24 protein-coding genes and 1 pseudogene are annotated in these 26,261 nt (G+C 69.6%); 13 read left to right on the forward strand and 12 right to left on the reverse strand.

What is annotated here, in order from left to right; translation table 11 throughout:
- Positions 1 to 69: 69 nt before the first annotated feature.
- Both ACWD5Q_RS08205 and ACWD5Q_RS08210 read left to right on the forward strand, forming a co-directional pair.
- A complete protein-coding gene (locus ACWD5Q_RS08205; RefSeq protein WP_451426208.1) occupies positions 70 to 2,487 on the forward strand; it encodes a glycosyl hydrolase family 95 catalytic domain-containing protein in 2,418 nt (805 codons plus the stop codon).
- Positions 2,488 to 2,635: 148 nt separating this feature from the next.
- Positions 2,636 to 3,856 (forward strand): SGNH/GDSL hydrolase family protein, encoded by a 1,221-nt coding sequence (locus ACWD5Q_RS08210; protein WP_451426209.1) that lies wholly within the window; start codon positions 2,636 to 2,638, stop codon positions 3,854 to 3,856.
- Positions 3,857 to 3,974: 118 nt separating this feature from the next.
- Here the strand turns inward: ACWD5Q_RS08210 and ACWD5Q_RS08215 are convergent, their stop codons facing one another.
- From ACWD5Q_RS08215 to ACWD5Q_RS08235, 5 genes are all read right to left on the reverse strand, one after another.
- Positions 3,975 to 4,760 carry a class I SAM-dependent methyltransferase gene (locus tag ACWD5Q_RS08215; protein ID WP_451426210.1) on the reverse strand — a complete coding sequence of 262 codons (786 nt, stop codon included), beginning with the start codon at positions 4,758 to 4,760 and terminating at the stop codon, positions 3,975 to 3,977.
- A 154-nt stretch (positions 4,761 to 4,914) separates the two neighbouring features.
- Positions 4,915 to 5,823 (reverse strand): RNA polymerase sigma-70 factor, encoded by a 909-nt coding sequence (locus ACWD5Q_RS08220; RefSeq protein ID WP_451426211.1) that lies wholly within the window; start codon positions 5,821 to 5,823, stop codon positions 4,915 to 4,917.
- A gap of 6 nt (positions 5,824 to 5,829) precedes the next feature.
- Positions 5,830 to 6,774, reverse strand: a complete 945-nt coding sequence (locus ACWD5Q_RS08225; protein WP_451426212.1) for an NAD-dependent epimerase/dehydratase family protein — start codon at positions 6,772 to 6,774, stop codon at positions 5,830 to 5,832.
- A 126-nt stretch (positions 6,775 to 6,900) separates the two neighbouring features.
- Positions 6,901 to 7,680 (reverse strand): SDR family NAD(P)-dependent oxidoreductase, encoded by a 780-nt coding sequence (locus tag ACWD5Q_RS08230; protein ID WP_451426213.1) that lies wholly within the window; start codon positions 7,678 to 7,680, stop codon positions 6,901 to 6,903.
- Positions 7,681 to 7,822: 142 nt separating this feature from the next.
- On the reverse strand, positions 7,823 to 8,764 hold the full coding sequence (locus ACWD5Q_RS08235; RefSeq protein ID WP_451426214.1) for a helix-turn-helix domain-containing protein: 942 nt from the start codon (positions 8,762 to 8,764) through the stop codon (positions 7,823 to 7,825).
- A gap of 244 nt (positions 8,765 to 9,008) precedes the next feature.
- On the opposite strand from ACWD5Q_RS08235, the gene ACWD5Q_RS08240 reads away from it, so the two are divergent.
- Both ACWD5Q_RS08240 and ACWD5Q_RS08245 read left to right on the forward strand, forming a co-directional pair.
- A complete protein-coding gene (locus ACWD5Q_RS08240; protein WP_451426215.1) occupies positions 9,009 to 10,451 on the forward strand; it encodes an MFS transporter in 1,443 nt (480 codons plus the stop codon).
- A 292-nt stretch (positions 10,452 to 10,743) separates the two neighbouring features.
- Positions 10,744 to 11,265 (forward strand): DUF4396 domain-containing protein, encoded by a 522-nt coding sequence (locus ACWD5Q_RS08245; RefSeq protein ID WP_451426306.1) that lies wholly within the window; start codon positions 10,744 to 10,746, stop codon positions 11,263 to 11,265.
- Positions 11,266 to 11,566: 301 nt separating this feature from the next.
- Here the strand turns inward: ACWD5Q_RS08245 and ACWD5Q_RS08250 are convergent, their stop codons facing one another.
- Positions 11,567 to 12,304: an SAM-dependent methyltransferase gene (locus ACWD5Q_RS08250; RefSeq protein ID WP_451426216.1), complete on the reverse strand. Its 738-nt coding sequence runs from the start codon at positions 12,302 to 12,304 to the stop codon at positions 11,567 to 11,569.
- A 262-nt stretch (positions 12,305 to 12,566) separates the two neighbouring features.
- Between ACWD5Q_RS08250 and ACWD5Q_RS08255 the strand changes: the two are divergent.
- Positions 12,567 to 12,781 (forward strand): annotated as a pseudogene (locus tag ACWD5Q_RS08255) (nucleotide disphospho-sugar-binding domain-containing protein); the annotation flags it as partial.
- A 79-nt stretch (positions 12,782 to 12,860) separates the two neighbouring features.
- Here the strand turns inward: ACWD5Q_RS08255 and ACWD5Q_RS08260 are convergent.
- Positions 12,861 to 14,279 (reverse strand): purine-cytosine permease family protein, encoded by a 1,419-nt coding sequence (locus ACWD5Q_RS08260; RefSeq protein WP_451426217.1) that lies wholly within the window; start codon positions 14,277 to 14,279, stop codon positions 12,861 to 12,863.
- A 611-nt stretch (positions 14,280 to 14,890) separates the two neighbouring features.
- Between ACWD5Q_RS08260 and ACWD5Q_RS08265 the strand changes: the two genes are divergently transcribed.
- Entirely contained in the window at positions 14,891 to 15,400 is a 510-nt protein-coding gene (locus ACWD5Q_RS08265; RefSeq protein WP_451426218.1) for a GNAT family N-acetyltransferase, read from the forward strand.
- A 316-nt stretch (positions 15,401 to 15,716) separates the two neighbouring features.
- On the forward strand, positions 15,717 to 16,190 hold the full coding sequence (locus ACWD5Q_RS08270; protein ID WP_451426307.1) for a GNAT family N-acetyltransferase: 474 nt from the start codon (positions 15,717 to 15,719) through the stop codon (positions 16,188 to 16,190).
- A gap of 109 nt (positions 16,191 to 16,299) precedes the next feature.
- On the opposite strand, the gene sigJ is transcribed toward ACWD5Q_RS08270, so the two are convergent.
- Positions 16,300 to 17,241: an RNA polymerase sigma factor SigJ gene (sigJ, locus tag ACWD5Q_RS08275; protein WP_451426219.1), complete on the reverse strand. Its 942-nt coding sequence runs from the start codon at positions 17,239 to 17,241 to the stop codon at positions 16,300 to 16,302.
- A gap of 157 nt (positions 17,242 to 17,398) precedes the next feature.
- Here sigJ and ACWD5Q_RS08280 point away from each other — a divergent pair, with 157 nt between their 5' ends.
- From ACWD5Q_RS08280 to ACWD5Q_RS08290, 3 genes are all read left to right on the forward strand, one after another.
- The gene (locus ACWD5Q_RS08280) at positions 17,399 to 17,851 is read left to right on the forward strand and encodes a nuclear transport factor 2 family protein (protein WP_451426220.1); all 453 of its coding nucleotides are present in this window, start codon (positions 17,399 to 17,401) and stop codon (positions 17,849 to 17,851) included.
- 62 nt (positions 17,852 to 17,913) lie between these two features.
- Positions 17,914 to 18,462, forward strand: coding sequence for a YceI family protein (locus ACWD5Q_RS08285; RefSeq protein WP_451426221.1), 549 nt, complete (start codon positions 17,914 to 17,916; stop codon positions 18,460 to 18,462).
- A gap of 155 nt (positions 18,463 to 18,617) precedes the next feature.
- Positions 18,618 to 19,169 carry a YciI family protein gene (locus tag ACWD5Q_RS08290; RefSeq protein ID WP_451426222.1) on the forward strand — a complete coding sequence of 184 codons (552 nt, stop codon included), beginning with the start codon at positions 18,618 to 18,620 and terminating at the stop codon, positions 19,167 to 19,169.
- Between the two features lie 84 nt (positions 19,170 to 19,253).
- On the opposite strand, the gene ACWD5Q_RS08295 is transcribed toward ACWD5Q_RS08290, so the two are convergent.
- A complete protein-coding gene (locus tag ACWD5Q_RS08295; RefSeq protein WP_451426223.1) occupies positions 19,254 to 19,928 on the reverse strand; it encodes a TetR/AcrR family transcriptional regulator in 675 nt (224 codons plus the stop codon).
- A gap of 121 nt (positions 19,929 to 20,049) precedes the next feature.
- Here ACWD5Q_RS08295 and ACWD5Q_RS08300 point away from each other — a divergent pair, with 121 nt between their 5' ends.
- Complete coding sequence (locus tag ACWD5Q_RS08300; RefSeq protein ID WP_451426224.1) at positions 20,050 to 20,568, forward strand: hypothetical protein; 519 nt, start codon at positions 20,050 to 20,052, stop codon at positions 20,566 to 20,568.
- A gap of 171 nt (positions 20,569 to 20,739) precedes the next feature.
- Here ACWD5Q_RS08300 and ACWD5Q_RS08305 read toward each other — a convergent pair whose 3' ends face one another.
- Together ACWD5Q_RS08305 and ACWD5Q_RS08310 are read right to left on the reverse strand one after the other, a co-directional pair.
- Positions 20,740 to 21,744 (reverse strand): zinc-binding dehydrogenase, encoded by a 1,005-nt coding sequence (locus ACWD5Q_RS08305; protein ID WP_451426225.1) that lies wholly within the window; start codon positions 21,742 to 21,744, stop codon positions 20,740 to 20,742.
- A 43-nt stretch (positions 21,745 to 21,787) separates the two neighbouring features.
- Positions 21,788 to 22,405, reverse strand: coding sequence for an NADPH-dependent F420 reductase (locus tag ACWD5Q_RS08310; RefSeq protein ID WP_451426226.1), 618 nt, complete (start codon positions 22,403 to 22,405; stop codon positions 21,788 to 21,790).
- 398 nt (positions 22,406 to 22,803) lie between these two features.
- Here ACWD5Q_RS08310 and ACWD5Q_RS08315 point away from each other — a divergent pair, with 398 nt between their 5' ends.
- Positions 22,804 to 23,949 (forward strand): PP2C family protein-serine/threonine phosphatase, encoded by a 1,146-nt coding sequence (locus ACWD5Q_RS08315; RefSeq protein WP_451426227.1) that lies wholly within the window; start codon positions 22,804 to 22,806, stop codon positions 23,947 to 23,949.
- Between the two features lie 152 nt (positions 23,950 to 24,101).
- Positions 24,102 to 24,674, forward strand: coding sequence for a dihydrofolate reductase family protein (locus ACWD5Q_RS08320; protein WP_451426228.1), 573 nt, complete (start codon positions 24,102 to 24,104; stop codon positions 24,672 to 24,674).
- Between the two features lie 249 nt (positions 24,675 to 24,923).
- On the opposite strand, the gene ACWD5Q_RS08325 is transcribed toward ACWD5Q_RS08320, so the two are convergent.
- Positions 24,924 to 26,078 (reverse strand): MFS transporter, encoded by a 1,155-nt coding sequence (locus tag ACWD5Q_RS08325; RefSeq protein ID WP_451426229.1) that lies wholly within the window; start codon positions 26,076 to 26,078, stop codon positions 24,924 to 24,926.
- Positions 26,079 to 26,261 lie beyond the last annotated feature (183 nt).

A 26,261-nucleotide genomic window follows, 5' to 3' on the forward strand; every position in this document is an offset into this window, starting at 1 on the left:
CGGCCGCATCCGTCGTACCCGCATCCGCCGTTCCCGCATGCGCCGTTCCCCGGACATGGAGTGCACAACGTGGACACCCAGCACACCGAATCGCCCGACAACCGCCCGAGCCGCAGAGGCTTTCTCGCCCTCGCCGCCGCGGCCGGCACGGCCGCCGCCCTCGGCGGTCTGCCCGCGTTCACCGCCTCGGCGGCGCCCGCGCGCCCCACCTCCTCGCCCCTGCTGTCCGCGGCCGCCGCCGCGAAGAACCAGCTGTGGTGGCAGGCTCCCGGCTCCCCCGGCTCGATGATCCAGCAGGGTCTGCCGGTCGGAAACGGGCGCCTCGGAGCGCTCGCGAGCAACGACCCCTCCAGCGAACTGCTGACGATCACCGACGCCACCCTGTGGACCGGTGGCCTCAACGACACGCTGCAGGACGACGGCCAGTTCCCCTACGGCCGGGACGACTTCGGCTCCCTGACCCTGCTGGCCGAGCTCACCGTCGACATCCCCGCGCACGACCTGGGCTCCGTCGGCAACTACCGTCGCACCCTCGACCTGGCCCAGGGCCTCCTCAGCACCTCGTACGACCTGTCCGGCGTCACCTACCAGCGGCAGATCTTCGCCAGCCGCCCCGACGACGTCATCGTCCTGTACTTCTCCCAGAAGGGCGGCGGCACCTACACCGGTAGCGTCTCCCTCACCGGCACGCACGGCGAGTCCACCACCGCCGACCGCACCGGGTCCTCTGCCTCGTTCGGCTCCTCCCTCGCCAACGGGCTGAAGTACGGCGCCGCCGTCACGGCGCGCAGCAGCACCGGCAAGGTCGCCGTCAACGGGTCCTCGATCTCCTTCAGCGGCTGCAAGGACCTCACGGTCGTCGTCAGCGGCGGCACCAACTACGCGCCCGACGCGGCCGCCATGTTCCGCGACCCGTCCCTGGATCCGGAGCTCCTGGCCCGGACCAAGGTCCTGGGCGCCGCCGGCCACTCCGCGAGCACGCTGCTGTACACCCATGTCGCCGACTTCCGCCCGGTGTTCGAGCAACTGGACATCAACCTCGGTACGTCGTCCACCGCTCAGCGCAGGCTGGACACCTGGCAACGACTGCAGGCGCGCTACCGGGACAACGTTCCGGACCCGGAACTCGAGTCGGCCTACCTGCAGTTCGGCCGGTATCTGATGATCTCCGGGTCGCGGGGCAGCCTGCCGATGGGCCTCCAGGGCCCGTGGCTGGACGGCAACGATCCGGACTGGATGGGCGACTACCACACCGACATCAACGTCCAGATGAACTACTGGATGGCCGACCGGGCGGGTCTGCCCGGCTGCTTCGACGCCTTCGCGGACTACTGCCTCGCGCAGCTGCCCTCATGGACGGACGTCACCCAGCGGCTGTTCAACAGCCCGACCAACCGATACCGCAACTCCAGTGGCAAGATCGCCGGCTGGACCGTGGCCATCTCCACCAATCCCTACGGCGGTGGCGGCTGGTGGTGGCACCCGGCCGGAAACGCCTGGCTCTGCCACAACCTGTTCGAGCACTACGAGTACACCCAGGACCGCTCCTACCTCGAAAAGATCTATCCGGTCCTCAAGGGTGCCGTGGAATTCTGGGAGGCCCGCCTCATCACCACGACCGTCACCGACGCCTCCGGAGCCTCGCGCGAGGTCCTCATCGCGGACAGCGACTGGTCCCCCGAGCAGGGTCCGCTGGACGCCAAGGGCATCACCTACGCCCAGGAACTGGTGTGGAACCTGTTCGGCAACTACCGCACCGCAACCCAGGTGCTCGGCAAGGACAGCTCCTACAGCGCGACGATCGACGGGCTGCGTCAGCGCCTGTACCTGCCCGTGGTCAGTCCCAAGACCGGCTGGCTGGAGGAGTGGATGTCGCCCGACAACCTCGGCGAGACCACGCACCGTCACCTCTCCCCGCTCTTCGGACTCTTCCCCGGCGACCGGATCCGCCCGGACGACTCCACACCGAAGGACATCCTCGCCGGCGCGACGGCCCTCCTGACCGCCCGTGGCATGAACAGCTACGGCTGGTCCAACGCCTGGCGCAGCCTGTGCTGGGCCCGGCTGAAGAACGCGGGCAAGGCCTACCAGCTCGTCGTCAACAACCTGAAGCCGTCGGTGGGCGGCGGCAACGGCAGCGCGTCGAACCTCTTCGACATCATGGACATGGGGCAGGGCCGCGGCATCTTCCAGATCGACGCGAACTTCGGCACCCCCTCCGCGATGGTCGAGATGCTGGTGTACTCGCGGCCGGGTCACGTCGAACTGCTGCCCGCTCTGCCCGCCGCGTGGGCGGCATCCGGCTCGATATCCGGCGTCGGCGTCCGCGGTGGCTTCGTCGCCGACCTCAAGTGGAAAAACGGCAAGGTCACGCAGGTGACGCTGAAGAGCGTCGGCGGCCGTGCCACGACCGTCGTCGCGGGCGGCACCTCGCGGAACATCAGCCTCAAGCCCGGTGAGTCCGTGACGCTGGGCAACCTCGGCTGAGGCGGTTCGGCAGCCGCTCGGCGGACCGAGCGGCTGCCCTGGACGACGAGAAGAGCGGAGAGCGAGAAGAGTGGAGAGATCGACGATGTCCCCGGAAAGGGAAAACACGACGGCGGGTCACCGACCGCGTCGCAGGACCTTGTTGTCCGTGCTCGGCGTAGTGACCGGCATGGCGCTGACGGTCGTTCCGTTGAGCACCGCGAACACGGCGAGCGCCGCCGTGTCTTCGCCGCAGGCCAAGGGCACACGAGTCAGTGCCTGGTCGCCCAGCATGACGACCGGCGGCCCGTCCTTCGACAACCAGACCATCCGGATGGTGGTGCACAGCAGCGTCTCCGGCTCGGGCGCACGCATCACCCTGTCCAACCGGTACAGCACCACCCCGCTCGATGTCCCCACCGTGGACGTGGCCGTCCAGGCGAGCGGTGGGGAGGCGACGCGCGGTACCACTCGTAACGTCACCTTCGGCGGCTCACGCCACGTCACGATCCCCGCCGGAGCGGAGGCCGTCAGCGACGTCATCCCGATCTCGGTCACCGCCGGGGAGAACCTGCTCGTCAGCCTCTACGTGCCCGGCACGACGGGAATGTCGACCTGGCACTCCGACGCGTTCGACACCACCTACATCGCCTCCGGCAACCACACCGGTGACGACGGCACCGCCGCGTTCGGCACCACCACGACCTCCTGGTACTACCTGGCAGGGCTGGACGTCGTATCGCCCACCGCGAGGGGCACCGTCGTCGCCTTCGGCGACTCCATCACGGACGGCTACCACTCCTCGACCGGCACCTACACCCGGTGGCCAGACTTCCTCGGCCGCCGACTGGGCGCCGGACCGAGCCCGCAAAGGCTGAGCGTCGTCGACGCCGGCATCGGCGGCAACCGGGTCCTCACGGACGTCCCCAACCTGTGGCAGGGCGTCAGCGCCCTCAAGCGCTTCCGGCACGACGCCCTCGGCCAGCCGGGCGTCAAGGACGTGATCCTCTTCGAAGGAATCAACGACATCGGCAACAACGCCGGCCCCGACGGCCGGCCGCTGACCGCCCAGGATCTCATCAGCGGCTACCGCACTCTGATCGACGAGGCGCATGCCGCCCACGTCAATGTCATCGGCGCGACCCTGATGCCCGACCAGGGCAATGGCTACTACACGCCTGCCGCCGAGACGATCCGGCAAGACGTCAACCAGTGGATCCGCACCAGCGGCGCCTTCGACGGCGTCATCGACTTCGACAAGACCATGCGTGACCCCTCGAACCCGGCCGCCCTCAACCCCGCCTATGACTCGGGCGACCACATCCACCCCAACGACGAGGGCATGAAGGCCATGGCCGACGCGATCGACCTGCGGCTCCTGCGTAGCTGACGCCCGCGGGCGCCGCTCCGTTCCGCGGCGGCGACGTCTCCGACGGTGTGCCCGCGCCGTGTCCGAACCGACGCCCCCTTCCCCGGATGTGACATCCGTGGGTGGGGCGTCGGTCGTGTCAGGCTACGCCGGGCCCGCTGTGTCCCGCGATGAGCAGGCGGTAGCCGTAGTCCATGGACTCCCGGCTCAACAGGTCCGCGTGGCGGTGCCGCCAGGCTCCCGAGGCGAGGTCGGAGCGCAGTCCGGCGATCGCAGGTTCGACCACGGACGGCGAAAGCTGGGCGAACGTGGAACTGGCTCGGCGGACGACGGGGTCGAGGTAGAACTCCGGGCGGCGCCAGTACGCGATCTGGAAGCCGTCGGTGAAGTCGTGGGGGATGGCGAAGGGCAGTACGGTGTGCGCGCCCAGCGTTTCCACCACGTGGGACAGGGAGGTGAAGCGGGCGTGTTCGAGCTGCCGGATCTCGGGGAGGTACTCCTCGATCATCCACAGCTCGGGCAGGTGATGGGGATCCCAGGTGAAGACGACCTGCCGACGGGAGACGCGGCGCAGTTCGGCCAGGCCGTGACGGAGGTCGGGCCAGTGGTGCACCGTCATCACCGCCATCGCGGCATCGAACGCACCGTCCTCGAAAGGCAGTTCCTCAGCGGCGGCCAGGAACTTCCGCCGGCCGGGATGCTGATCCAGCATGACCTGAGAGGGGTCCACCGCGGTGACCTCCGCGTCGGCCGGCTCGTACGAGCCCGTACCGGCCCCCACGTTGACGACCGTGCGCGCCCCGGCCAGGGCCTTGTGGATCAGCGCGGCCAGGCGCGGGTCGGGCCGGCGCACATTCCGGTATCCGATGCCGATACGGTCGTACGTCGCGGTGGCCGATTTTTCCCCGGAAGCCGATGCAGCCATGTACCAGATCTCACCAGGTGATCATCAACGGCGCGAGAGATTTATCGTTGCTGCTCCGGCATCTCGACTCGTCGGAGCGTCACACGGTGCGGGAGGTCCGTCTCAGTGGTCGTGGTGTGGCGCCGGTGTGATCGGCCGTTCAACCGTCGCCGCCTCAACGGCGGCCCGCGCGCATCCGGATACCGAGGTCACTGGTGTGGTCGAGGTGGTGCAGCTTTTCGGGGTTGCTGATCGAGTGGATGCTGTGGATCTGGTCGTCGGCGATGCCGAGTCCCATGACGCCGACCAGCCGGTTGTGCTCGTCGTACGCCATGGCGCCGGGCTGGCCGTTGACCTCGGTGAGGTGGATGCGTACGCCGTGACGTGCGTATACGGCGAACCCCCGCAGCACGGTGTGGGCCACGCGTTCTCGGCCGTTGACCGGCCGGCCCAGTGCCGGCACCTTGCCGCCGCCGTCGCCGTGCAGCGCCACGTCCCGGGCCAGCAGCGCCTCCAGCGCCCGCAGGTCGCCCTGCCCCGCGGCGGCGAAGAAGCGCTGGGCCAGTTCTTCTCGCTGCCGTCGCGAGGGATGGTAGCGCGGTCGGCGCGTTCGGAGGTGATTGCGGGCCCGCGCGACCAGGTGCCGCGTACTGTCCACGTCGGTGCCGAGGATCTCGGCGACCTCCGTGTACGGATAGTCGAACACCTCGCGCAACAGGAACGCGGCCCGTTGGCGCGGCGACAAGCTCTCCAGCAGCACCAGGAACGCCAGCGACAGCGAGTCCGCCGTCTCGGCGTGATCGGCCGGCGTCGGACCGGTGACCAGCGGTTCCGGCAGCCACTCACCGACATAGCTCTCTCGCCGTACCCGCGCCGAGCGAAGGTGGTCGATGGCCAGCCGGGTGGCCAGGGTGGCGATGTACGCGCGCGGCGAGGCGATCGGCTCGTCCCGCTGCTGGGTCTGGTGCATCCGCAGGAAGGCCTCCTGTACCACGTCCTCGGCTTCGCTGACGCTGCCGAGCATCTGGTAGGCGATGGCGAATGCCCGGGGGCGTAGCTCGCCGTACAGCTCCGAGGCGGACATGTCGGGCTATTCCAATCCCTGGATGAAACCTGTGCGCCAGCTCGGGTACCGGAGCGTCCAGCCCAGTTCGTGTTTCGTCTTCTCGCTGGAGATCCCGCGGGCCCGCGTCATGGTATCCACCGCGGCCTTGCCCGCCAGCGGGCGAACGAGCCAGGCCGGTACGCGGCGCGGCGGTTCGGCGCCGAGCGCACGGGCCAGGTACGGCAGCCATGTGTGCACCGGTGCCGGCTCGTCGTCGGCGACGTGGTAGATACCGGGCTTGCCGCGTTCGACGACCGCGACCGTGGCCGACGCGGCGTCGGCGATGTGCACCAGCGACCACACCCCGCCACCACCGCCGACGATCGGGAACTTCCGGTTGCGGATCTGTTCGGCCATGACGGCATCCGGCGCGGTGCTGATGCCGGTCCCGGGGCCGTAGAAGCCGCCGTAGCGCAGCGCGATGCCCTCGGCCCAGGTGATGCCGGTCACCGCGTTCTCCACGTGGCGCAGTGCGGCCACCGCCTCCTCGGCGTCCCCTGGGGGGTTGGGCTCGATCCGGCCGTTCTCGTCGGCGACCGGTCCGCCGGTGCGTTCCATCCACAGCGCGTTGCTCTGTGCCACGAACTTGCGGACGCCGACGGCACGTGCGGCGGCCAGCAGGTGATCCGTGCCTTCGGTGCGCAGCCGGTTGGTGGCGGCTGCCATCCGCTTCACGCTCCGCAAGTCCGCCGGTCCGCTCAAGGCGGTGAGCTGGTGGACGATGACCTCGGGCTCGGCCTTGGCCACTGCGTCGGCCACCGAGTCGGGGTCGAGCGCGTCCATGACGACCGGTTCGGCGCCTAGCGCACGCAACTCACCGGTCTTGGCGGCCGAGCGGGTCGTGCCGACTACCTCGTGGCCGCGCACCACAAGTTGGGCGACAAGCTGGCTGCCGATGGCGCCGGACGCTCCGGCGATGAAGATCTTCATGGCGTCTCCGTTCGTCGTGCTTGTGAACTCAAGACGAGACGCCCCGGCCTCTCATGACCGACTGTGACCCGGTTCACAGTATGGTGCGGCTGTGCCGCTGAGGCCCGGCCTTTCGAGATGAGCTTCTCAGTGGACGGAGAGCCCGCCGTCGACGAAGATCGCCTGCCCGGTGATGTAGCCGGAAGCGCGGCTGGCCAGGAACACCGCCGCGCCGGCGAAGTCCTCGGCCAGACCGTTGCGCCCGACCATCGTGCGTGCGGCCAGCGCCGCCACCTTCTCCGGGTCGGACGACAGCCGCGTGTTGAGCGGAGTCATGACGAAGCCAGGCACCAGCGTGTTGCAGGTGACGCCGTGCGGCGACCATGCCTCGGCCTGTGAGCGGGCCAGGGACTCCAGTGCCCCTTTGGAGACCCCGTAGGCGCCGCTCTGGACGAACGCCCGGTGTGCCTGCTGGGAGGTGATGTGGATGATCCGCCCGAAACCCCGTTCGGCCATGCCGGGCCCGAACCGCTGGCCCAGCAGGTAGGGCGCCTCCAGGTTCACCGCCATCGTGGCGTCCCACACCGCCTCGCTCAGTTCGCCCATCGGCGGCCGCAGGTTGATCCCGGCGCTGTTGACGAGGATGTCGGGCTCGCCGAACACCTCGGCTGCCTGCTCCGCCGCTGCGCGCACCCCGTCGCGGGTGCTCAGTTCGGCACTCACCCAGGCCGCCTGGCATCCGTCCGACACCAACTCGTCGACAACGGCGGCCAGTTCCGGCTCCTTGCGCGCCACGATCACCACGCTTGCCCCCGCTCGCGCGAGAGCCCCGGCGATGGCTCGGCCGATGCCGGAACTGCCGCCTGTCACCACGGCGACCCGGCCGTCCAGCGAGAAGAGTTCGGAGAGGTAGCTCTGCGGGATCATGCCCGCACCCTAGACGTACGAGGCCATGACGTTGGTGACACCGTCGCTCTGGGTCGAGAGCCGCGCGCGGCCCCATGAGACCCTCGCCCGGAGCCGGACCAGCGGCCGAGGTGACCCATGGGACGGGGAGGGCGGCCCGGGGTCAGCCTGCCGAGGCGTGGGTCGGGGACGGCGAGCGGGTGGGGCACGGCTCGGCGGCCGGCCTCGGGTGGCCCGCCGGCGTCGACTTCGGTCGGGCGTCGGCGGACTCCAGGCGGATCATGGCTTGCTCGTCCGGGGTGCCAGGGACTGCCTGGTAGACCACCATGCGCTGGCCGCCCGTCCGGGCCAGTTGCATGACCTCGTAGGTCAGGGTCATCGGTCCGACCTTCGGGTGCCGGAAGGTCTTCTGTCCGCCGCCGCGCTCGCAGACGTCGTACCGCTCCCAGAGGCGCGCGAACTGTGGTGACTTCAGCATCAGTTCGCCGACGAGCGCGGTCAGTTCCGGGTCGTCCGGGTCCGCGCCGGCGACCGCCCGCAGATGCGCCACCGAGTGTGCGACCGTGTCCTCCCACGGCTCGTAGAGCGTCCGGCCGAGCGGGTGGAGGAAGAGGTAGCGGGTCAGGTTGCGCTGGTGCTCGGGCCAGTCCCAGAGCCCGGGCAGGAGCCGCCGGCCGGGCGGGTTCGCTGCCAGGAGGCGGTTGTAGCGGCTCACCACATAGGCGGGCAGCGGTCGCACCGACTCCAGCATCCGCAGTACCGAGTCGCGGACGGTGTGGTCCGAAGATGCCGGCAGTTCGGAGATCCGGCCGGAGGCCAGCTCCGCGAGCTCGTGCAGGCGTTCGTAGCCGTCGCCGCGCAGCCGCAGGGCGCGGCCGAGGGCGTCCACGACGGCGGGTGAGGGGTTGCTCTCCCGGCCGCGCTCCAGGCGGATGTAGTAGTCGACGCTCACCCCGGCCAGCGTGGCCAGCTCCTCCCGGCGCAGTCCTGGAGTGCGTCGCAGGCCCGCTCCGACCGGGAGGCCGACATCCTCCGGGCGCACCTGTGCCCTGCGGGCCTTGAGATATCTGCCGAGCTCGGTGCCCCGCGCGTCCGCTGCTGCCATCCGGTCATTGTCGCAGGCGGGCGGGGAGCGTGGGGGGCCGTATCAAGGCCTGGAACGCGAAACCCCCGAACAGGGCGGTCTGCCGCGCGGCCACGCACAGGCGCAGAGTTGTTCCGGAGCGGGCGGCCCGGCCGTCGGGGCCCAGGGGGTGCAGGACACCGGACCGCGGCCCCAGCGAGCTGTGGCCGCCCGCTCTGCAGCCCTTGACGGGACGTCAACCTTGCCTGCTTCCGAGGAATTCACTATGCCGACCACCACGCCCCGGTTCCCCGCCCCCGCTCACCGGTACGCCCCCGAGCCGTCAGCGCCCACACTCCGACCACGGCGGCGCGCCCGACCAACCGCGCCGTGGCGGAACGGCGTCGCGCTGGTCGCTTCTCTGCTCGGGTTCTCAGTGATCACCATCGACGTCTCAGCCGTGAACATCGCGCTGCCCGCGATCCGGAACTCCCTCAGCGGCGGAATGGCCGGGCTGCAGTGGGTGGTGGACGCGTACACGCTCATGTTCGCGGCCTTGATGCTCTCCGCCGGCGCCCTCGCCGACCGCATCGGTGCCCGCCGCGCCTACGTCTGGGGCGTCACCCTGTTCACCCTTGCCTCCCTCGGCTGCGCGTTCGCGCCAGGCATCGGCGTACTGGTTGCCGCGCGAGTGGCACAGGGCGGCGCCGCCGCCGTCGTGATGCCGGCCTCACTGGCGCTGATCCGGCAGGCCTACGAGGACGCCCGGGCGCGCGCCCGCGCCATCGCGCTGTGGACGGTCGGCGGCTCGGTCGCGATGGCCGCGGGCCCGGTGCTGGGCGGGCTGCTCACCGACTCGGCCGGCTGGCGGGCGGTCTTCCTGCTCAACCTCCCGGTGGGCGCGGTGATCCTCGGCCTGCTCGTCCGGGTGCCGCGCTCACCGCGCCGGCCCGCCGCGCTGGACGGCGGCGGGCAGCTCACCGCGGTACTGGCCCTGGCCGGGCTGGCCTTCGCGGTGATCGAGGGCGGCCACCTCGGCTGGACCAGCGTCCCCGTGCTGGCAGCCGGGGTGCTTGCCGTCGTCTGCGGGTACGCCTTCCGGGTGGTGGAGGCCCGGCACCGCCGGCCCATGGTCCCGCTGGGCATACTGAGGGACCGGGAGGTCGCGGTCCCGCTCGCGGTCGGTTTCGCCGTCAACGCCGCCTTCTACGGCGGTGTCTTCCTCCTCGGGCTGTACTACCAGCAGTTGCGCGGAATGTCGGCGATCGCGGCCGGGCTGATGTTCGTCCCGATGTCGGCGGTGGTGACAGCGACCAACCTGGTCTCGCCACGGCTGGCGGAGCGGATCGGGCGGCGGCCTGTGATCGTCGCCGGGCAACTGGTCTTCACCGCAGCGATGCTGGCCATGCTGCCGCTGACCGCACACACCCCGGTGTGGCTGGTGCTGGTCCTGCTGCTGCCGCTGAGCGTCGGCGGGGCGCTCGCGGTGCCCGCGCTGACCGCGCTGCTCATGGACGCCGTCCCCAAAGAGCGCGCGGGGACCGCGTCCGGGCTCCTCAACTCCCTTCGCCAGACCGGAGGCGCGCTCGCCGTCGCCCTCTTCGGCAGCCTGCTCTCCGGCGCCGACGGGACCTTCTCCCTACCGGGCATGCGCGTCGGCCTCCTCACCCTCGCCGTGCTTCTTCTTGCCACCACCGCCCTCTCCCGCCTGCTGTTGCCCCGCGGCTGACAGCTCGGCCACGGCCTCAGCGCGCCACGCCTTCATGGCAGCCTGCCGCGCCTCCCGCGCGACGGACCCACGCCTTCCCCTCGCTTACGCGGGTGGCGACCGTGCCCCCGGACCGCCGAGATCGACGCGATGAACGAGCCCCTCGGCAAGAACCGACCGCCCCGCAGCGGCACGCCCAGCCGATTGTCTCCATCACCGAATCCTCCTCGCGGTATACCCCCCAGGGGTATACAGTCGGAGCGAGCGGAGGCCCGGCAGCGGGTCACACGGGACTGGATTGGGGATGACGTTCATGGGCCACAGCCCGCATCACACCGGCATCGCACACGGCCACGCGTCCGCCGACGGCCACACCGGGCACCACAGCGCGCACACCGCCGGCGCATCGTGGTCCATGGCGGTGAGGGCGACGCTGCACTGCCTGACCGGCTGCGCCATCGGCGAGATCCTCGGCATGGCCATCGGCGCCGCCCTGATGTGGGGCAACGTGCCCACCATGATCTTGGCGATCGTCCTGGCCTTCGTGTTCGGCTACTCGTTGACGCTGTTCAGCGTCCGCCGCGCCGGTCTGGACTTCACCACCGCCATCAAGGTCGCGCTCGCCGCCGACACCGTCTCCATCGTCGTGATGGAGCTCGTCGACAACGGCATCATCGCCCTGGTTCCCGGCGCGATGGACGCCCACCTGTCCGACGGACTGTTCTGGTCCTCGCTCCTGGGCGGCTTCGTCCTTGCCTTCCTGATCACCACACCGGTGAACAAGTGGATGATCGGCCGCGGCAAGGGCCACGCCGTCGTCCACGCCCACCACTGACCGAACCCCACACCTGCCCCCGCCCCGGCGCCCGCTGGACGAATGGGCACGGGCGGGCCCAGTGACAATGATCTTGCTCGGGTACGCCCGCTTCGTGGGGGCTCCGTACGGGCTGAGGACGGTGCCGGCCCTCGGCTCCCGAGGTGCGGGAGGCGGTCGTAAGAGAGTGCCCGGGGAGGTGCCCAGCAGCTTCGCCATCGAGGTGAGCGAGCGGCCGGGATCAGGCGGCAGGTCGCGGGGGCCCGGATGACCGCCCGGCGCCCTGTGAACGGGTCGAGGGCAGCACCGGCGCCGGCTCGTCTCAGTCCGACGTCGGGCGCAGGATCAGGCAGATGAAGCCGAAGGCGTCTCGGTAGACGCGCAGCCATTCGGTGCGGTGGTCGGTGGCTGCCTGCAGTGCGTCGGCGCCGTCCGGGTCATCGCGGTGGTCCAGGGCCCATGAGGCCAGTGAGCCCGTCCATGCCCATTCGTAGTCGTCGAGCTCGTGGCGGGTGCTGATGTGCCCGTAGACCGGTGTCCAGCCCTCGCCGCCGACGCGGTCCATCGTGGTCGGCAGGTCGCTGAAGTCGCCCAGCATCTCCACGGCCGCGGGGGAGGGCTCCTGGGCCCAGAATCCGTCACCGATCAGCACGCGTCCGCCAGGAGCCAGGTGCTTGCGTGCGGCCGCCAGGGTCGGGAGGAGACCGCCGAAGGCATGGGTGGCTCCGACACTGATCACGAGGTCGAAGGCATGCGAGGCGGCGACGTGCGCGGCGTCCGCGTGGTGCAGGACGAGGCGCTCGTCGACGCCGCGGCTGCGCGCGGCCTTCCGGGCGTCGGCCAACGACCTCTCGGAGATGTCGACGCCCTCGGCGCGCAGGTGCGGATGCGCCGCCAGGGCGCGCACGAGCCACTCCCCCGCGCCGCAGCCCAGATCCAGAACGCGCGCGTCGCCGCGCGTGATGCCGCGTTCGAGGAGGCGGTGCACCGTGTCGTCGTCGAGCGGCGCCGCGATCGGGTGATCCGCATGGGCAAGCCGGGAGATCTGGTCGCGATCCATCAGGGGAGCCTGACACGGGTGAAGGGGCCGCGCATGTGATTTTCGGGTGCACGGCGCAGACAGCCCACGGGGCTGGGCGGCTTTCCGCAGGAAGCCCGTCGACGAGTTCCCGCTCGTAGCCGGGCAGACGGCCGTCTCGCAGACCACCAGGAACGGTCCAGCCCACCCGGACTCACGCACGGCACTCAGCGGTGCGCGGCTCGCTGCCCTTCGCCGGGCGCCGCGGCGGCCGACGCGCGGACCGCCTCGACGGCCGCCCGGCCACCAGACACTGTTCGGCCGGGTGGCCACCGTCGTGCACCGCGGGGGCCAGGGCACCACGACGACGGCCACCCGGGCCGGCGTGCCTCAGGTGGCCGTCCCCAGGCGACGGATCAGCCGTACTGAGCCGACCGGGTTGCCGACCTGGGCATCGGGGTGGCACACGACGGGCCGACTCCGACCACCGCGTCCCTGTCCGCCCACGTGCCTGCTGCGGGAAGTGGGCAGCAGCCGGCTGGAGCCGGGCGGCCGGAACGGGCCCGAACCGCTCTACGCGTCCCGGTCCGTCGTCGGATCACCGATCCCGGGACACCACTTCCCGGTCGGGAACCGGCGCGTCAGCCATGACCCCCAGGGGCTGCACGGTGGAGCGCTGTGCCACGAGCCAGTACAGCAGTCCCGGCACTACCAGACCCACGATCCATGACACATCGGCGCCGCCGAGCCCGGCCACGAACGGGCCCGTGAAGAAGCTCGTCGCCAGGAACGGCAGTTGCGCGAGCAGACCGGCTGCGTACACGCCGAGGGCGCGCCAACGCCACGCGCCGTAGCAGCCGTTGGGATCGCTGAGCGCGGCGATGTCGTACCGCTCCTTGGAGACCAGGTAGTAGTCGACCAGGTTGATCGCGGACCACGGGGTGAAGAAGGTCAGAAGGAAGAGCAGGAAGTCCTTGAAGGAGGAGAGGAAGCTGTCCTTGCCCAGGAGTGCGACCGCGGTCCCCGCCACCATGATCAGCGCGATATAGGCCGCTCGGCCACGCGGCGACAGCACGCGTTGCCCCCGGAAGCCGCTGACGCTCGTCACCATGGACATGAAGCCGCCATAGGTGTTGAGCACATTGACCGTGAGCTTGCCGAGCGCGATCACGAAGTAGAAGAAGGCAGCCGTCAGGCCCGTGCCGCCGAGCGCGACCACATAGCCCACCTGGCTCGCCAGGAACTTCTCCCCCGCTGTCGCAGCCACCAGCACTCCGAAGGTCATCGACCACTGGGAGCCGAGCGCCGAGCCGGACAGAGTCCACCAGAAGGTGGCCTTTGCCGACGTCGTACGAGGGAGGTAGCGCGAGTAGTCCGCCACGTAGGGGCCGAAGGCCAGCTGCCAGGACGCCGACAAGGAGATGGCCAGCAGGAACATCGGCAGCGAGAAGTGCGCGTCGTTCAGGAGGGTGCCGAGATCCACGCGGTCGAGCAGCCGTATGCCCAGGTAGATGAAGGCCAGGGCACAGATGGCACTCGCCACGCGGCCCAGCGTATGAATGACCCGGTAGCCGATCGTCGCTACGACGGCGGTGACGAGCGCGAAGACGATGATGCCGGTCGTGTCGTTCGTGTGGGTCAGCTCACCGACCGCCTGACCGGCCAGAACGCTGCCGCTGGCGAAGAAGCCCACGTACATGACGATCACGAGCAGAAGAGGTACGACCGCTCCCCGCACTCCGAACTGCGCGCGGGACTGAATCATCTGGGGCAGGCCCAGTTTCGGACCCTGGGCCGAGTGCAGGGCCATGACCGCGCCACCCAGCAGATTGCCGACCAGCAGGCCGATCACCGACCAGACGACGTCACCGCCGAACACGACCGCGAGGGCGCCGGTGACGACGGCCGTGATCTGGAGGTTGGCACCCAGCCAGAGGGTGAACTGACTGAATGCCGTGCCGTGGCGTTCGGCGTCCGGGACGACGTCTATGGACCTCAGTTCCACCGATGCGCCCATTCACTCACCATCCTGTGCTTCGCAGTTGTGTCAGCGCAGCCAGGGATCCGCCGAGACGATCGTGTTCGTCCCCGGACCTGGCTGCATAGTGTCATGCAGACTCCGTGACGTCTGAATAGCTTGTCAATACCCGGACCCGAGCCGGAGGCGCCGAATCCCCGAACAGCATGACCGAATGCCGGATTGATTCCGGTCTGCACATCTCGCCGTCTCGCATAATGGACACTCGCGACCACAGGTCACCCTCCATCGATCGACATCCGGGTGCGGCGAAGCACGGGGGACGGCGCTCGGGAAGAGAGCGAACCAAGGCTGCCGCCAGACCCGCCCGCCGCACTCGACCGGCAGCTCGACGAAGGCGGTCGGCTCCCCGCCGTCCAGCGGGAGGGCACCGCATCCCCCGCACCTCAGGCACCTCCCGCATCTCCCGTACCTCCCGGGCCCCATCCGGCTTCGACTGCGCCCACCGCACTGGCTGAGAATTGACATCCGCCAGAACTCGCTGCGGAAACAGTCGCGGCCGGACAGCAGATGTGGAGCTCTGGCCGTTGGTGATCCTCTTCCCGGACCCTGACCGTGGGACCATCCCCGGTGAGACCGAGGAGGAGCCGGTGCAGCTGCGCAACGTGTCGCCGGACGATGTCGACGCTTATGTCCGGATGCGGTGCGATCCCCGCATGATGGCCGACCTGGGCGGACCCCTGCCGCGTGAGGGGATGGTGGACAAGGTTCGCCGGGATGCTCAGCAGGCAGCAGCTGACCTTGCGTGGTTCAAGATGATCGTTCCCGATCAGGCCGGCCCCGACGTGGTGGCAGGGACGGTGACCATCTGGTCTCATGACACCGATGGCGGACCGATCTCTGAGATCGGTTGGATGGTTCTGCCTGAATTCCAAGGCCGGGGGCTGGGCCGACGTGCCGTCCGTGCCCTCCTGGAGGAGGCTCGGGATCAAGACCGCTGGGGCCTCGTGCATGCTTTCCCGGCAACGAGCAACGCGGCCTCGAACGGCATCTGCCGTTCTGTCGGCTTCCGGTTCCTCGCAGAGGTCGACGTGACCTTCGCAGGCCGGGTCCTCAGGAGCAACCACTGGGCCATGGATCCAGGGACGGATTTGGCCTGACGGCAAGTGCCCCGAGGCCCCGTTCGGTGCCCCGTCGAGTTCAGTCGGCCGCGGCTCGCCGGGCCTGAACTCCGGTGTGCGAGACACGTCGCCCTTCCCCGGCAACCGCGCGTGGTCGTCCATGGTGAGGATCCACAGTGCACCACTCACGCCGCATGCCGCTGACGACGGGGTGCGCGACAGGGGCTGCTGCGTGCCCGGCCGGCACACCGTCTTGCTGTGCGCTTGGTCGCGGCGGGCCATTGAGATACTTCGGCCCGTGGATACGAGTGCGCGGGCGGACGGGATACGGCCGGGCCGTCCCCTGGAATGGGCGCTGCGTTCCGCAGAGCCGGCGGATGTCGAGGCGATCGCGGAGCTGCGGGCGACGGTGATGCGCCCGGACCTGGAGCGGTTGGGGCGGTTCGACGAGCATCGGGTCCGGCAGCGGCTGCGGGATTCCTTCTCCCCGCAGCACACGTCGGTCATCGTGGCCGATGGCGCCTTCGCGGGCTGCGTCACCGTGCGGCCGGCGCAGGACGACGGGTGGTGGTTGGAGCATTTCTATCTCGCTCCGGGCCTCCAGGGCCGGGGACTTGGATCGGCTGTACTGCGAACACTGCTGGAACGGATCGACGCCGACGGCGTGCCCGTTCGCCTGAACGTCCTGCAGGGCAGCGCCGCCCGGCGGCTGTACGAGCGCCACGGGTTCACCGTGGAGGTTCAGGACCCGATCGACGTCTTCATGGTGCGCCGTCGTCTTCCTGGCCTGGACGCTGCCCGAGGTGGATGCGCGCACGTATGTCGATGACCTCTGCCACCGGTCCGCCTGATCCCCACCCTCGCTGAAACGGGGTCTCAGCGCCCCTTTGACGTGGCACCGGCAGTGCCTGCCTGTTCCGGGCGGCCACGATCCACGGCTACGTCGTGCGTGCCGTCCAGAGTCGGAGCTTCTCGGGGTTCCGGACCGCCCAGATGCGCCTGATCCGTTCGTCTGCGACGTCGAACGCGAACACCGCCACGGTGACGCCGTCTTGCTGTGCCGTCAGACCGGGCTGGGCGTTGACCGTGTGCTCCAGGATCGTCAGGTCGGGAGCCCTGCTGACGAGGTCGGTCAGGTAGTGCGCGATCCTCTCGTTGCCTTCGATGGGCCGCGGTGCGGCATTGACGAGGCCGCCGCCATCGCCGACCGCCGTGGCGTCAGGTGCGAGCAGGCCGACGAGGGCATCGATGTCCTTGGCTTCCCAGGCTCGCTTGAAGTCCCTGACGATGTCGGCTCGTTGAACCGCCGGAGTGACGGGGGTCCGCGATGTGTGGAGGCGCCGGCGGGCCGAGGAGGCCAACTGGCGGCAAGCGGCCGGCGTGCGGCCGATGATCTCGGCCACTTCGGCGAAGGAGTAGCGGAAGACGTCGTGCAGGATGAACGCGACGCGCTCGGCCGGGGTCATCGAGTCGAGGACGACGAGGAAGGCCATGTGGACCGACTCGTCGAGGGTGACCCGTTCGGCCGGGTCGACCGTGGTGTCACCCGGCCGCTCGTCGATCCACGCCGGACGTCCGGGCAGCGGCTCGGGGATCCACTCGCCCACGTAGCTCTCGCGCCTGGCCCGTGCCGAGCCGAGCAGATCGAGGCAGATGCGGCTGGCGACCTTCGTCAGCCAGGCGCCGGGCTGGTTGATGGCTTCCTGCTGCTGCCGGGACATCGCGTACCAGCGCGCGTAGGTCTCCTGTACGACGTCCTCGGCGTCGGCCAGGGAACCGAGGAGCCGGTACGCCACGCCGATCAGCTGACGCCGCTCACTCATGATCCCGCTCAGGCCCGGATCGAGCGGACCGGGTCCCGGCTCGGATGAGGTGTTCATGGTGCTACCGACTCTCCTTGGTCGTGTCTGCTCACACCGAGTACGACGAACCACCCCCTCGGAATGTGAGGCGGGAGGTCGGCCTGACATTCCGAGCGGCTGTCCCGTCGTACTGCTGAGACAACACCTGCCATCGAACAGGAAGATCATCGACACCATGACCGACATCCAGGCCCTCGCGGATCGCGTGGAGATCGAGTCGCTGCGCGGCGAGTTCACCGACGCGGGAATGATGCACGACTACGACCGCTTCGCGTCGCTGTTCACCCACGACGGCGCCTGGCGGATGCCCCACATACCCGTCGAGTTCGTCGGCCGGGAGGAGATCCGCGCCGCGGTCGAGCGGCTGCAGGAGCACTGGGAGTACTTCGTGCAGACCGTGCACCCGGGCACGATCCGGGTCGAGGGCGACACCGCGACCGGCCGTGCCTACGTCGCGGAGTTCGGCCGTATGCGCGACGGAAGTTCACACCTGAACTATGCCCTGTACCACGACCGCTACCGGCGCACCCGGGACGGCTGGAGGTTCACCGAACGCCGCTATGAGGTCAGGTACTTCGACACGACGCCGCTGACGGGCTCGGCGCCCGGGTCCGTACGCGCGTCATGACCGTACCGGAACCGAAGGATCAACCACCTGTCTCCCACCAGGAGCGACCCACCATGTCGACCATGACCACGCTGACCGAACTGACGGGCGACTACGTCCTCGACCCCACCCGTACGCGGATCGGCTTCGTCGCCCGGCACACGAGGGCCACCAGGGTGCGCGGACGGTTCGAGGACTTCGAGGGCGGCGCGCACATCGACGGCGCGGACCCGTCGAAGTCCAGCGCCCGGCTTTTGATCCGGATGAAGAGCATCCAGACCGGCAACCAGCGGCGGGACGGCCATCTGCGCAGCACCTTCCTGGACGTGGACCGCCACCCGGCGCTCGTCTTCACCTCGACCACGGTGCAGCGGCTCGCCGACACCGGCTTCAGGATCACCGGCGACCTGACCATCCGCGGCGTGACCAAGCCGGTCACTGTGGACTTGGAGCTGACCGGCACCGAGAACGACCCGCGGGACGGCCTCCGGGTCGGCTTCAAGGGCGGCATCACGATCAACCGCAACGACTGGGGCGTGAACGAAAATGCCGCGACCAGAATGTTCGTCAGCCCGAAGGTGTCACTGGAATTCGACGTCGCCGCGATCCGCAGGCCCGACAACTCCGCGTAGGTGCCGCTGCCGCTCTGCCGACCGGTCGGGAGGACGGGCGGCTGCCATGAGGATCACCACGTGCGGCCACGCGGACGGACGACCGGAGTGGAACGGCCGGGCGGCGCGGTGAAACCCACTCGACCCGGTGATCTCCTTGAAGAGATCCTGTGGGCATGGAGTTCCTCTGCTACCACCGCGACCGCCCCGGCTCCGTAGCGCTGCGCGACGCGCTGCTGGAAGAACATTGGTCGTACATGGACCGGTACGCGCACGAAATGATCGTCCGGGGTCCGACTTTCGCCGACGACGGCGGCACACCCACCGGAAGCGTGCACATCGTCGACCTGCCCGATCCCGCCGCCGCCCGCGCGTTCGCCTTCGACGAGCCGAACTACCAGGCGGGCGTGTACCGGGACGTGCTGCTGCGGCGGTGGCGCAACACACTGGGGCGCACCATGTGGGACTTCCCCGGCGGCCGGACCGGCGGCAACAGGTACCTGGTACTCGGCCTCGGCACGGGGCAGGCAGCCGACCTCGCTGTGCCGTACGACCGGGACGAGCTGATCGCCTACGGGCCGCTGCTGTCCGACGACGGCGCCGCCTGGCTGGGCACGGCTGCGGTGGTCCGGGCGCCGGACCCGGCGACGGCACGCGCCGTCCTGACCCGGGACCGGTATGCCGACATCGAGGTCCACCACTGGCAGTTCGGCGGGCGGCCGTCATGATCCGAGGCAGCGCCGACACCTGCGACGCCGGCCGGCGGACGGGTACGGCGGTGATCCTCTCGGGACGGATCACCGCACGGTGCACTATGCGGCGAGTCGCTTCTCCAGCCCGTCGAGGAGGGCTTGAAGGCCGCGCTCGAAGGTCTGATCGGGAGCGGCGGCGTAGTCGGTCGCAGCCGGGGTTTCGAGGCGGGCGCGCAGACGCGGGTAACGCGCGGCGATCTCCTGGGCCTTGGTGAGGGCGTTGTGGAACTCCTCTTCGGCGGTGCTGTGGTCCGCGGTGAGCTTCCGGGTGAGTGAGGCGGTCGCGGCGGTGCCTGCCGCGTTCCCGAGGACGTAGGTGAAGACGGCGGCGGCGGCTTGGTCGGCCTCGGCGCCACGGAAGCCGGCGGCCTCGTACACGGCGAGGCTGTGGTCGTCATGGCGGGCCTTGTTCTCTCCGTAGAGCAGGTGTGCGGTGAAGGCCTGCACCAGCCAGGGGTGGCGGGTGAACATCGCGAACAGCCCGGTGGCCATGGCGGTGGCTGCGGTGCGCCAGTCGACCGCAGCCAGGTCGGGCAGCTCCAGCTCCCCCCACACTCGGTCGGTGGCCAGCAGCACAAGGTTGTCCTTGTTCTTGACATGCCAGTACACGGCGGTGGCGGCGGAGTCGAGTCGCCTGCCCAGTGCGCGCATGTTCAGTCCCTCGAGTCCCTCGGTGTCCAGGAGCTCGATGGCGGTGCGGACGATCTGGTCCGTCGTCAGGGTGTCGCGTGGCATGCCCTCACTGTACTCAGCACCTTGCACTTAGTTCAAGAAACGTCTTGCACAGCGTTCAAGTCGTCGGCTACCTTCAGCACGCCGGGCAATTGAACTAAGTAAAAGTTCGAAGGGGAGACTCATGAACTCACTTGCCGCCGTCATGCAGTTGCTGGTCGCCATCGCGTTCATCAGCATCCCGGTGGTCCGCCACCGCTTCGGCCCCGCCGCCAAGGCCGCCGCAGTGGCCGAACTCCGCCGCCAGAACGTCCGCCCCGAGGTGCTGGAGGAGAACAAGCTTCGCTTCGACGCGTCAGGCCACGAGACCGCGGCCCCGGCAACCGTCGCTGTGGTGATGATCGGCACCGCTGCCCTGAACTTCGCCGGCGCCGCTCTGGCCCAGCCTCTGACCTGGGTCTTCTCCTCACTGGTCCTGCTGATGAACGCGGGAATCGTCTACAGCAACCTCACTGCGGTGAAGTCCGTGGAGGCCGCGTTCCGCCGCAAGGGCGACCCGGAGCTCGCTCGTGTCGAGGTCGCGCCGTTTCTCCAGGCCGCCGAGGACGCCTTCCCCCGCTGGGTGCGCGCGCAGACCTACCTCCGCAACTCGGTGGTCTTCGCCGGCTCCGCCGTCGCCCTGCTCGCCGTCTCCCTCGTCTGACCACGTGCGTCCGATCCCGCGGCGGGCAAGGGGACGGGCACGTGCGCAGGGCCTTCGCAGCGTCAACGTCGCTGCGAAGGCCCTCTGCATGCGGCCGCTCGCCGAGCGAGCATGGGCGAGGCCTTCCGGTATTGCCGGCGGCCACCAGGACTTCCGTCCGCGCAGCGGCGGCTACCAGGGGCGGACGAGGACGGTCCCGACCTTGCCGGGCCGTACCGCGAGCTCCACGGCGTCGGTCAGCTCGTCAAGGCCGTACGTGGCGGCCACGTCGAACTGGTCCGTGAGCGCCAGCGCGATCTGCTGCGCGGTGGCGACATCGGATGCCCGCCGCTCGGCGGAAGCCTCCGACAGCCACCGGCCGACGTTCTTGCCCCGAAGCGTCAGCGACCGGTACAGGAGCGTCGACGCATGCACCGAGATCGGCTCCTGAGCGAGCTGCCCGTAACTGACCAGTTTCCCGCCGGGCGTCAACAGGTCCAGAAGACTCTCCGTCAGCTTCCCGCCGACCGGGTCGAAGACCACAACGACCGGGCGGCCGTCGGCCGCCTTGCGGACCTCGCCCGCCCAGCCCGGCTGCTCTGTTGCCACGACCGGCACGTCCGGGAACCGTTTGCGCAGCTCGGCGGCACCACGGTCGCTGCGGACGACGTTGACGAGCGGCAGGTTGTGGAACCGGCACACGCCCGTCACCAAGCGCCCGACCGACGAGCCCGCGGCGGTCTGCACCAGAAGTCCGTTGTATCCGAACGCCGGGTGCTCCTCCGCCTCACGGCGCAGCATCACCGTGGTGAGCGGATTGACGAGCATCTGCGCGGCGACCTCGTCCGACAGCTCGTCCGGAACCGCGACGACCGCCTCGGCGTCCGCCGCCATCCACTGGGACCACGTCCCCGGCTGCGGGAAGACCGATACGCGGCCGCCTACCTTGACACCCGGCGCCACACGCGCGCCCGGGCCGATCGCCTCCACCACTCCGGTGGCCTCCACGCCGACCGGAACCGGGTCTGCGGCCTCCCCCGGGTAGGCCTCGACGGCCAGGAGATCACCATGGTGCACCGGGAAGGCGGTGATGCGGATGAGGACTTGGCCGTGCCCGGGTACCGGTTCCGGCTCCTCGATGACGGTCAGGACGTCGGCCGGCGATCCGCCACGGGTATGGACGACACGGCGGTTCATGATTCCTCCTACGCACTGATATGTGTGGGGCTTGGCCGGGGAATCAGCCGACGTCCTGCAGCAGCAGGTGCTTTGCGCTGAGCGCTCCGTCCAACTGCATCAGCCGGCCGCCCTCGCGCAGACCGCCGAGGTCCAGGGCGGCGAATCCGAACTCCTCCAGCAGGCCGGCCACGGCTGCCTTCGCGTCGCCGTCGTCGCCCGCGTAGAAGGCCACTTGCCGGCCTTCGGCATGCCGGGGGTCCGCGGCGATGAACGGGGCGAACAGGGTGTTGAGAGCCTTCACCACCCGGGCGCCGGGAAGGTGGCGGGCAACCCACTCGCTGCCCGTGAGGTCACCGACGTCGTACCGGCCCCGATAGGGGTTCGCCGCTGCGAACTGGTTCGTCGTATCGACGACGATCTTCCCGGACCAGGTGGTGAGGTCTGTCAGCTCCGGCACTGCCGGAAACGGCACCGAGAGGAAGACGATGTCCGGCTTCGCCGCCTCTTCGGCCGTTACGGCGCGCGCCTTCGGCCCCAGCCTGCTCACGAGGGCTTCGAGGGTCCGGGGGCCTCGGCGGTTGCCGATGAGGACCGCATGGCCGTGGCGGACGGCCTTGTCGGCGACCGCCTGTCCCACCTCTCCTGCACCGAGTACGCCAATGGTGCGGTGTGCGCTCATGGTGTTCTTCCCTGATCGTGTGTGAGGAGCGTGCGGGCCGCCCGGCATCGGCTCGAGCAGCCGACCCGGCCGGCGTGTTCAGGCCTGCAGAGACCTGCGGGCAATCCGGCGCCTCCACTCGTCAAGGGGTCCATGGTCACCTGTCAACGCCTTCGTTGCCGGCGGGAGTCTTGGGCGTTCCCGTCCTAAAATGCGCCCATTTTAGTCAATTTTGTACTAAATGGTAAACAACTCGGTCCGGAGTGGCCCGGTGGTCCACCGGCGACATACACGGGTGGAGCACGTATTCGCGGGTCGCAGGGCCCCCGCCGATGAGCGAGCGGGCAACCGTCCGCGGCCCTCGGCGCCGATCCCCCCTTCCGGGCTGCCGTGCCGCACCGGGGGTGTAAGCAGAAAGCATGCGCCTGTGGCAGCGGGCTACGCTCCGCTATCGCTCATGGCAGGCCAGCGACGTTCTGATCGCGGTCCCGCTCGGGTTGATCGCCGCCATCGTCGTAGCCGACGTGCTGACACCGCCCGGCGTGCCGCTGGGACCCTTGCTGATCGTGGCGCCCGCGATCACCGCGTCTTTCGCCAGTCCCTTCCTGACCGGCGTGATCGCCGTCATCGCCGTGGCGGCCATGCTCGGCGTCGGTGTGGGGCTGCACATCCTGACCACGGAGAGCATCGGCGCGCAGATCGTCTCCTTGGTGGTGGTCTCGTTGATCGTGACGTCGTTCCGCTATCTGCGCGAGCGGCACACTCGTGAACTGGAGCAGGTGCGGAGGGTGTCGGAGGCAGCGCAGCGAGTGGTGCTCAGGCCCTTGCCGCGGCGGATCGGACCCCTGCGGGTGGCGTCGGCATATCTGGCGGCCCAGGAGCAGGCGCAGATCGGCGGCGATCTGTACGCGGCCGTCCGCACCTCGGCCGGCACGAGGGTGATCATCGGCGATGTGATGGGCAAGGGCCTGACAGCGGTGGGAGATGCCGCGCTGCTGCTGGGAGCGTTCCGGGAGGCCGCGCACCGGACGGCGGCCCTGCCCGAGCTGATGGCCTACCTGGAGCACAGCGTGTGCTGGAACCTGGCCGAGCCCACCGAGCCGGGGCAGGAGGGGGAGTGCTTCATCACAGCCGCGATCATCGACGTCCCGGACGCGCTGCCGCACGCGCGGATGGTGTCCTGCGGGCATCCGCCGCCCTTGCTGCTCCGCGACCACGAGGTCACCGCACTGCGCGCCAGCTCCCCCGCACCGCCGCTGGGGCTGGGCGAGCTGACCGCACCGGAGTACCGGGTGGACACCTTCCCGCTGAAGCCCGGGGACCTCCTGCTGCTGTACACCGACGGTGTGGTCGAAGCACGCACCCCCGGGGGCGTCTACTACCCACTGGCCGCGCGGGCCGCCTCCTGGACGCACGACAGCCCCGTGGCCCTGGTTCATCTGCGCGCCGACCTGCTGGCCCACGTCGGCGGCCGACTGGCCGACGACGCCGCCATGGTCGCGCTCCAGCGCACCACTGTCCCGGAGCCAGCGCCCTCCCCCACCGGGCTCCCCCGGGTTCCGTAGCGTCCGGCGGTCTCGTGACGGCGCTCCGATAACTCTTCTTTTCTTGACAAATTTTTTTGTCGGTCTGATCCTGGAACGACGGCCGGCCTTCCACCTCCACACGCTCCGCGCGAGCGGTCGAAAACCACACACGAGACCCCAAGGAATCCCCCATGCGTACCCTGATCAGCACCGCCTTCATCTCGCTCGACGGCGTCGTGGAGGCCCCGGGGGGCGAACCCGGCTACCGGAACTCCGGATGGACCTTCAAGGAGGTCGAGTTCGTCCCTGAAGCCTTCGAAATCAAGGAGCGGGAGCAGCGCGAGGCCACGGCGATCCTGATGGGCCGGGTCAGCTACGAGGCGTTCAGCCCGGTGTGGCCCGACATGGAGGAATTCGCCCGCTACAAGACGATGCCGAAGTACGTCGTCTCCACGACGCTCACCGAGGACAAGCTGGTCTCCAACTGGGGTGAGACCACGATCCTGCGCTCACTCGACCAGGTCGCCGATCTGAAGAAGACCGAAGGAGGCCCGATCATCGTCCACGGCAGTGCCTCCCTGAACCACGGCCTCTCGGACGCCGGTCTGATCGACCGCTACCACCTGCTCGTCTACCCTCTGCTGCTCGGCGCCGGCAAGCGCCTGTTCAGCACCACGGACAAGGACACCCAGAAGCTGGAGCTGGTCGAGCACGACGTCTACACCAACGGCCTGCAGAAGCAGGTCTTCGACGTCGTACGCTGACGGGGCTCCGGCGTCTCGCCGTCCCGTCGCCATCGCCTGGTCAGGCGGGTGGTACTCGGCCGCCCGCCATCAGGCGCGCGTTGATCCTCCTATGCGTCGCGGGCCAGGCGGCGCAGCCTGGCCCACCGTATTCCTCAGCGGTGCTCCGGCCGGTGACCCCGGCGCGACGGCTTGACCGACAGGGCGGGCCGCCCGGCGGGAGCAGCCCCACAACGGCGCGCGCCCGTCGGACAGCCCTGCATCGTAGGGTCAGCCGGTGCGGCGGCGGGACCACAGGGCATGGCTGCCGACCGCGAGGACGGCCAGCAGCACCGTGGCAACGCAGGTCCCCGCGAAGACCGATCCGTAGCCGTTCCGGGTCAGCCCGGCCGTGAGGCCGGTCGCGGCGGAACTGCCGAGGAAGACCGAGGCGACGAACAGCGAGACGGTCGTCGCCCGCGCGGCGGGTGCGACATCGGTGGCCCACCCCTGGAGCGAGGAGTGGAGGAAGGCGTTCGATGTACCGATGAGGATCGAGGTCGCCGTCAGGGCCGCGACGCCCTGCGAGAGGCTCGCCACGAGAAAGGCTGCGAAGAGCGTGGTACTGCCGATCGCGATCATTCCCGTCCGGCCGACGCGCGCCACAACCCGCCTGGCCAGGTAGGCGCCGCCGATGATCCCGACGCCGTACGTGGCGCCGACGACGCCCGCCAGGGCAGTGGACAAGCCGTCCCGCTCCAGGGCGGGGACGATGTAGGTGAGGATGCCGAGCAGAATCGCTCCCTCCAGCACCCCGAGCGCATAGGTCCACACGGGCCAGGCGGTGAAGGCACTCCGTACTTCGCGCCGTACTCCCTTGATGGCGGGCATCTGGACACTCCGCAGCAACACCAGGAAGATCGCCGCCCCGGCCGCGGTCACGGCAAAGACGACACGCCAGTCCAGCCAGGCGGCCAGGCCGCCCGCCGCCAAGGTCGCCGCCGTCGTGCCCAGGGCGGTGAAGGTCTGGAGGCCGGATATCTCACGGGCCCTGGCCGCACCGGTGTAGGAATCGCCGACGACGGTCAGCATGCTCGGGAACAGTGAGCCGACGAAGAACCCGGTGATGGCTCGGAACACCAGGAGCGCGGTGAATCCTGGGGCGGCGATGCTGGCCACGCTGCCGAGCAGAGCCCCGATCAGGGCCAGGCGCAGGACCCTCAGCCGACCGAGACGATCCGCGAGCAGACCCCAGAGCGGCTGGCCCAGCGCGTAGAACAGGACGTAGGACGTGACCAGTTGCACGGCGCTGTCGAGGGGCATCCCCTCCTCTTTGGTGAGCAGCACCAGCATGGGCGCGGTTGCGAACCGGTCGTAGAAGGAGAGAAAACTGACCGCGCGCATGAGCGACGCCGGGAGGAGCGCGGCCGCCCGGGGTTCGGGCACGGCGGAAGGGGCGGCGGGCCCCGTGCTCCTGTCCTCGTCGGAGCTCAGGGAGTCCCGGCCTCCGGGGTGACCGTGCGGTGGAATGACGTTCGACATGGTTCAACGACCTCTCGGAGCAGTGCAGGCGGGAGGACCGATCCTGCGGTGGAGTAAGGGGTTCTTCTCCGCGCGCGGGCGGGCGTT

Source organism: Streptomyces sp. NPDC002513, assembly GCF_053595355.1.

Bases quoted from the DNA above. Each gene is read 5' to 3' on its own strand.
- ACWD5Q_RS08215 (WP_451426210.1), bottom strand. From the start codon at position 4,760: ATGGCTGCATCGGCTTCCGGGGAAAAATCGGCCACCGCGACGTACGAC.
- ACWD5Q_RS08220 (WP_451426211.1), bottom strand. From the start codon at position 5,823: ATGTCCGCCTCGGAGCTGTACGGCGAGCTACGCCCCCGGGCATTCGCC.
- ACWD5Q_RS08225 (WP_451426212.1), bottom strand. From the start codon at position 6,774: ATGAAGATCTTCATCGCCGGAGCGTCCGGCGCCATCGGCAGCCAGCTT.
- ACWD5Q_RS08230 (WP_451426213.1), bottom strand. From the start codon at position 7,680: ATGATCCCGCAGAGCTACCTCTCCGAACTCTTCTCGCTGGACGGCCGG.
- ACWD5Q_RS08235 (WP_451426214.1), bottom strand. From the start codon at position 8,764: ATGGCAGCAGCGGACGCGCGGGGCACCGAGCTCGGCAGATATCTCAAG.
- ACWD5Q_RS08240 (WP_451426215.1), top strand. From the start codon at position 9,009: ATGCCGACCACCACGCCCCGGTTCCCCGCCCCCGCTCACCGGTACGCC.
- ACWD5Q_RS08245 (WP_451426306.1), top strand. From the start codon at position 10,744: ATGGGCCACAGCCCGCATCACACCGGCATCGCACACGGCCACGCGTCC.
- ACWD5Q_RS08250 (WP_451426216.1), bottom strand. From the start codon at position 12,304: ATGGATCGCGACCAGATCTCCCGGCTTGCCCATGCGGATCACCCGATC.
- ACWD5Q_RS08260 (WP_451426217.1), bottom strand. From the start codon at position 14,279: ATGGGCGCATCGGTGGAACTGAGGTCCATAGACGTCGTCCCGGACGCC.
- sigJ (WP_451426219.1), bottom strand. From the start codon at position 17,241: ATGAACACCTCATCCGAGCCGGGACCCGGTCCGCTCGATCCGGGCCTG.
- ACWD5Q_RS08280 (WP_451426220.1), top strand. From the start codon at position 17,399: ATGACCGACATCCAGGCCCTCGCGGATCGCGTGGAGATCGAGTCGCTG.
- ACWD5Q_RS08285 (WP_451426221.1), top strand. From the start codon at position 17,914: ATGACCACGCTGACCGAACTGACGGGCGACTACGTCCTCGACCCCACC.
- ACWD5Q_RS08290 (WP_451426222.1), top strand. From the start codon at position 18,618: ATGGAGTTCCTCTGCTACCACCGCGACCGCCCCGGCTCCGTAGCGCTG.
- ACWD5Q_RS08295 (WP_451426223.1), bottom strand. From the start codon at position 19,928: ATGCCACGCGACACCCTGACGACGGACCAGATCGTCCGCACCGCCATC.
- ACWD5Q_RS08300 (WP_451426224.1), top strand. From the start codon at position 20,050: ATGAACTCACTTGCCGCCGTCATGCAGTTGCTGGTCGCCATCGCGTTC.
- ACWD5Q_RS08305 (WP_451426225.1), bottom strand. From the start codon at position 21,744: ATGAACCGCCGTGTCGTCCATACCCGTGGCGGATCGCCGGCCGACGTC.
- ACWD5Q_RS08310 (WP_451426226.1), bottom strand. From the start codon at position 22,405: ATGAGCGCACACCGCACCATTGGCGTACTCGGTGCAGGAGAGGTGGGA.
- ACWD5Q_RS08315 (WP_451426227.1), top strand. From the start codon at position 22,804: ATGCGCCTGTGGCAGCGGGCTACGCTCCGCTATCGCTCATGGCAGGCC.
- ACWD5Q_RS08320 (WP_451426228.1), top strand. From the start codon at position 24,102: ATGCGTACCCTGATCAGCACCGCCTTCATCTCGCTCGACGGCGTCGTG.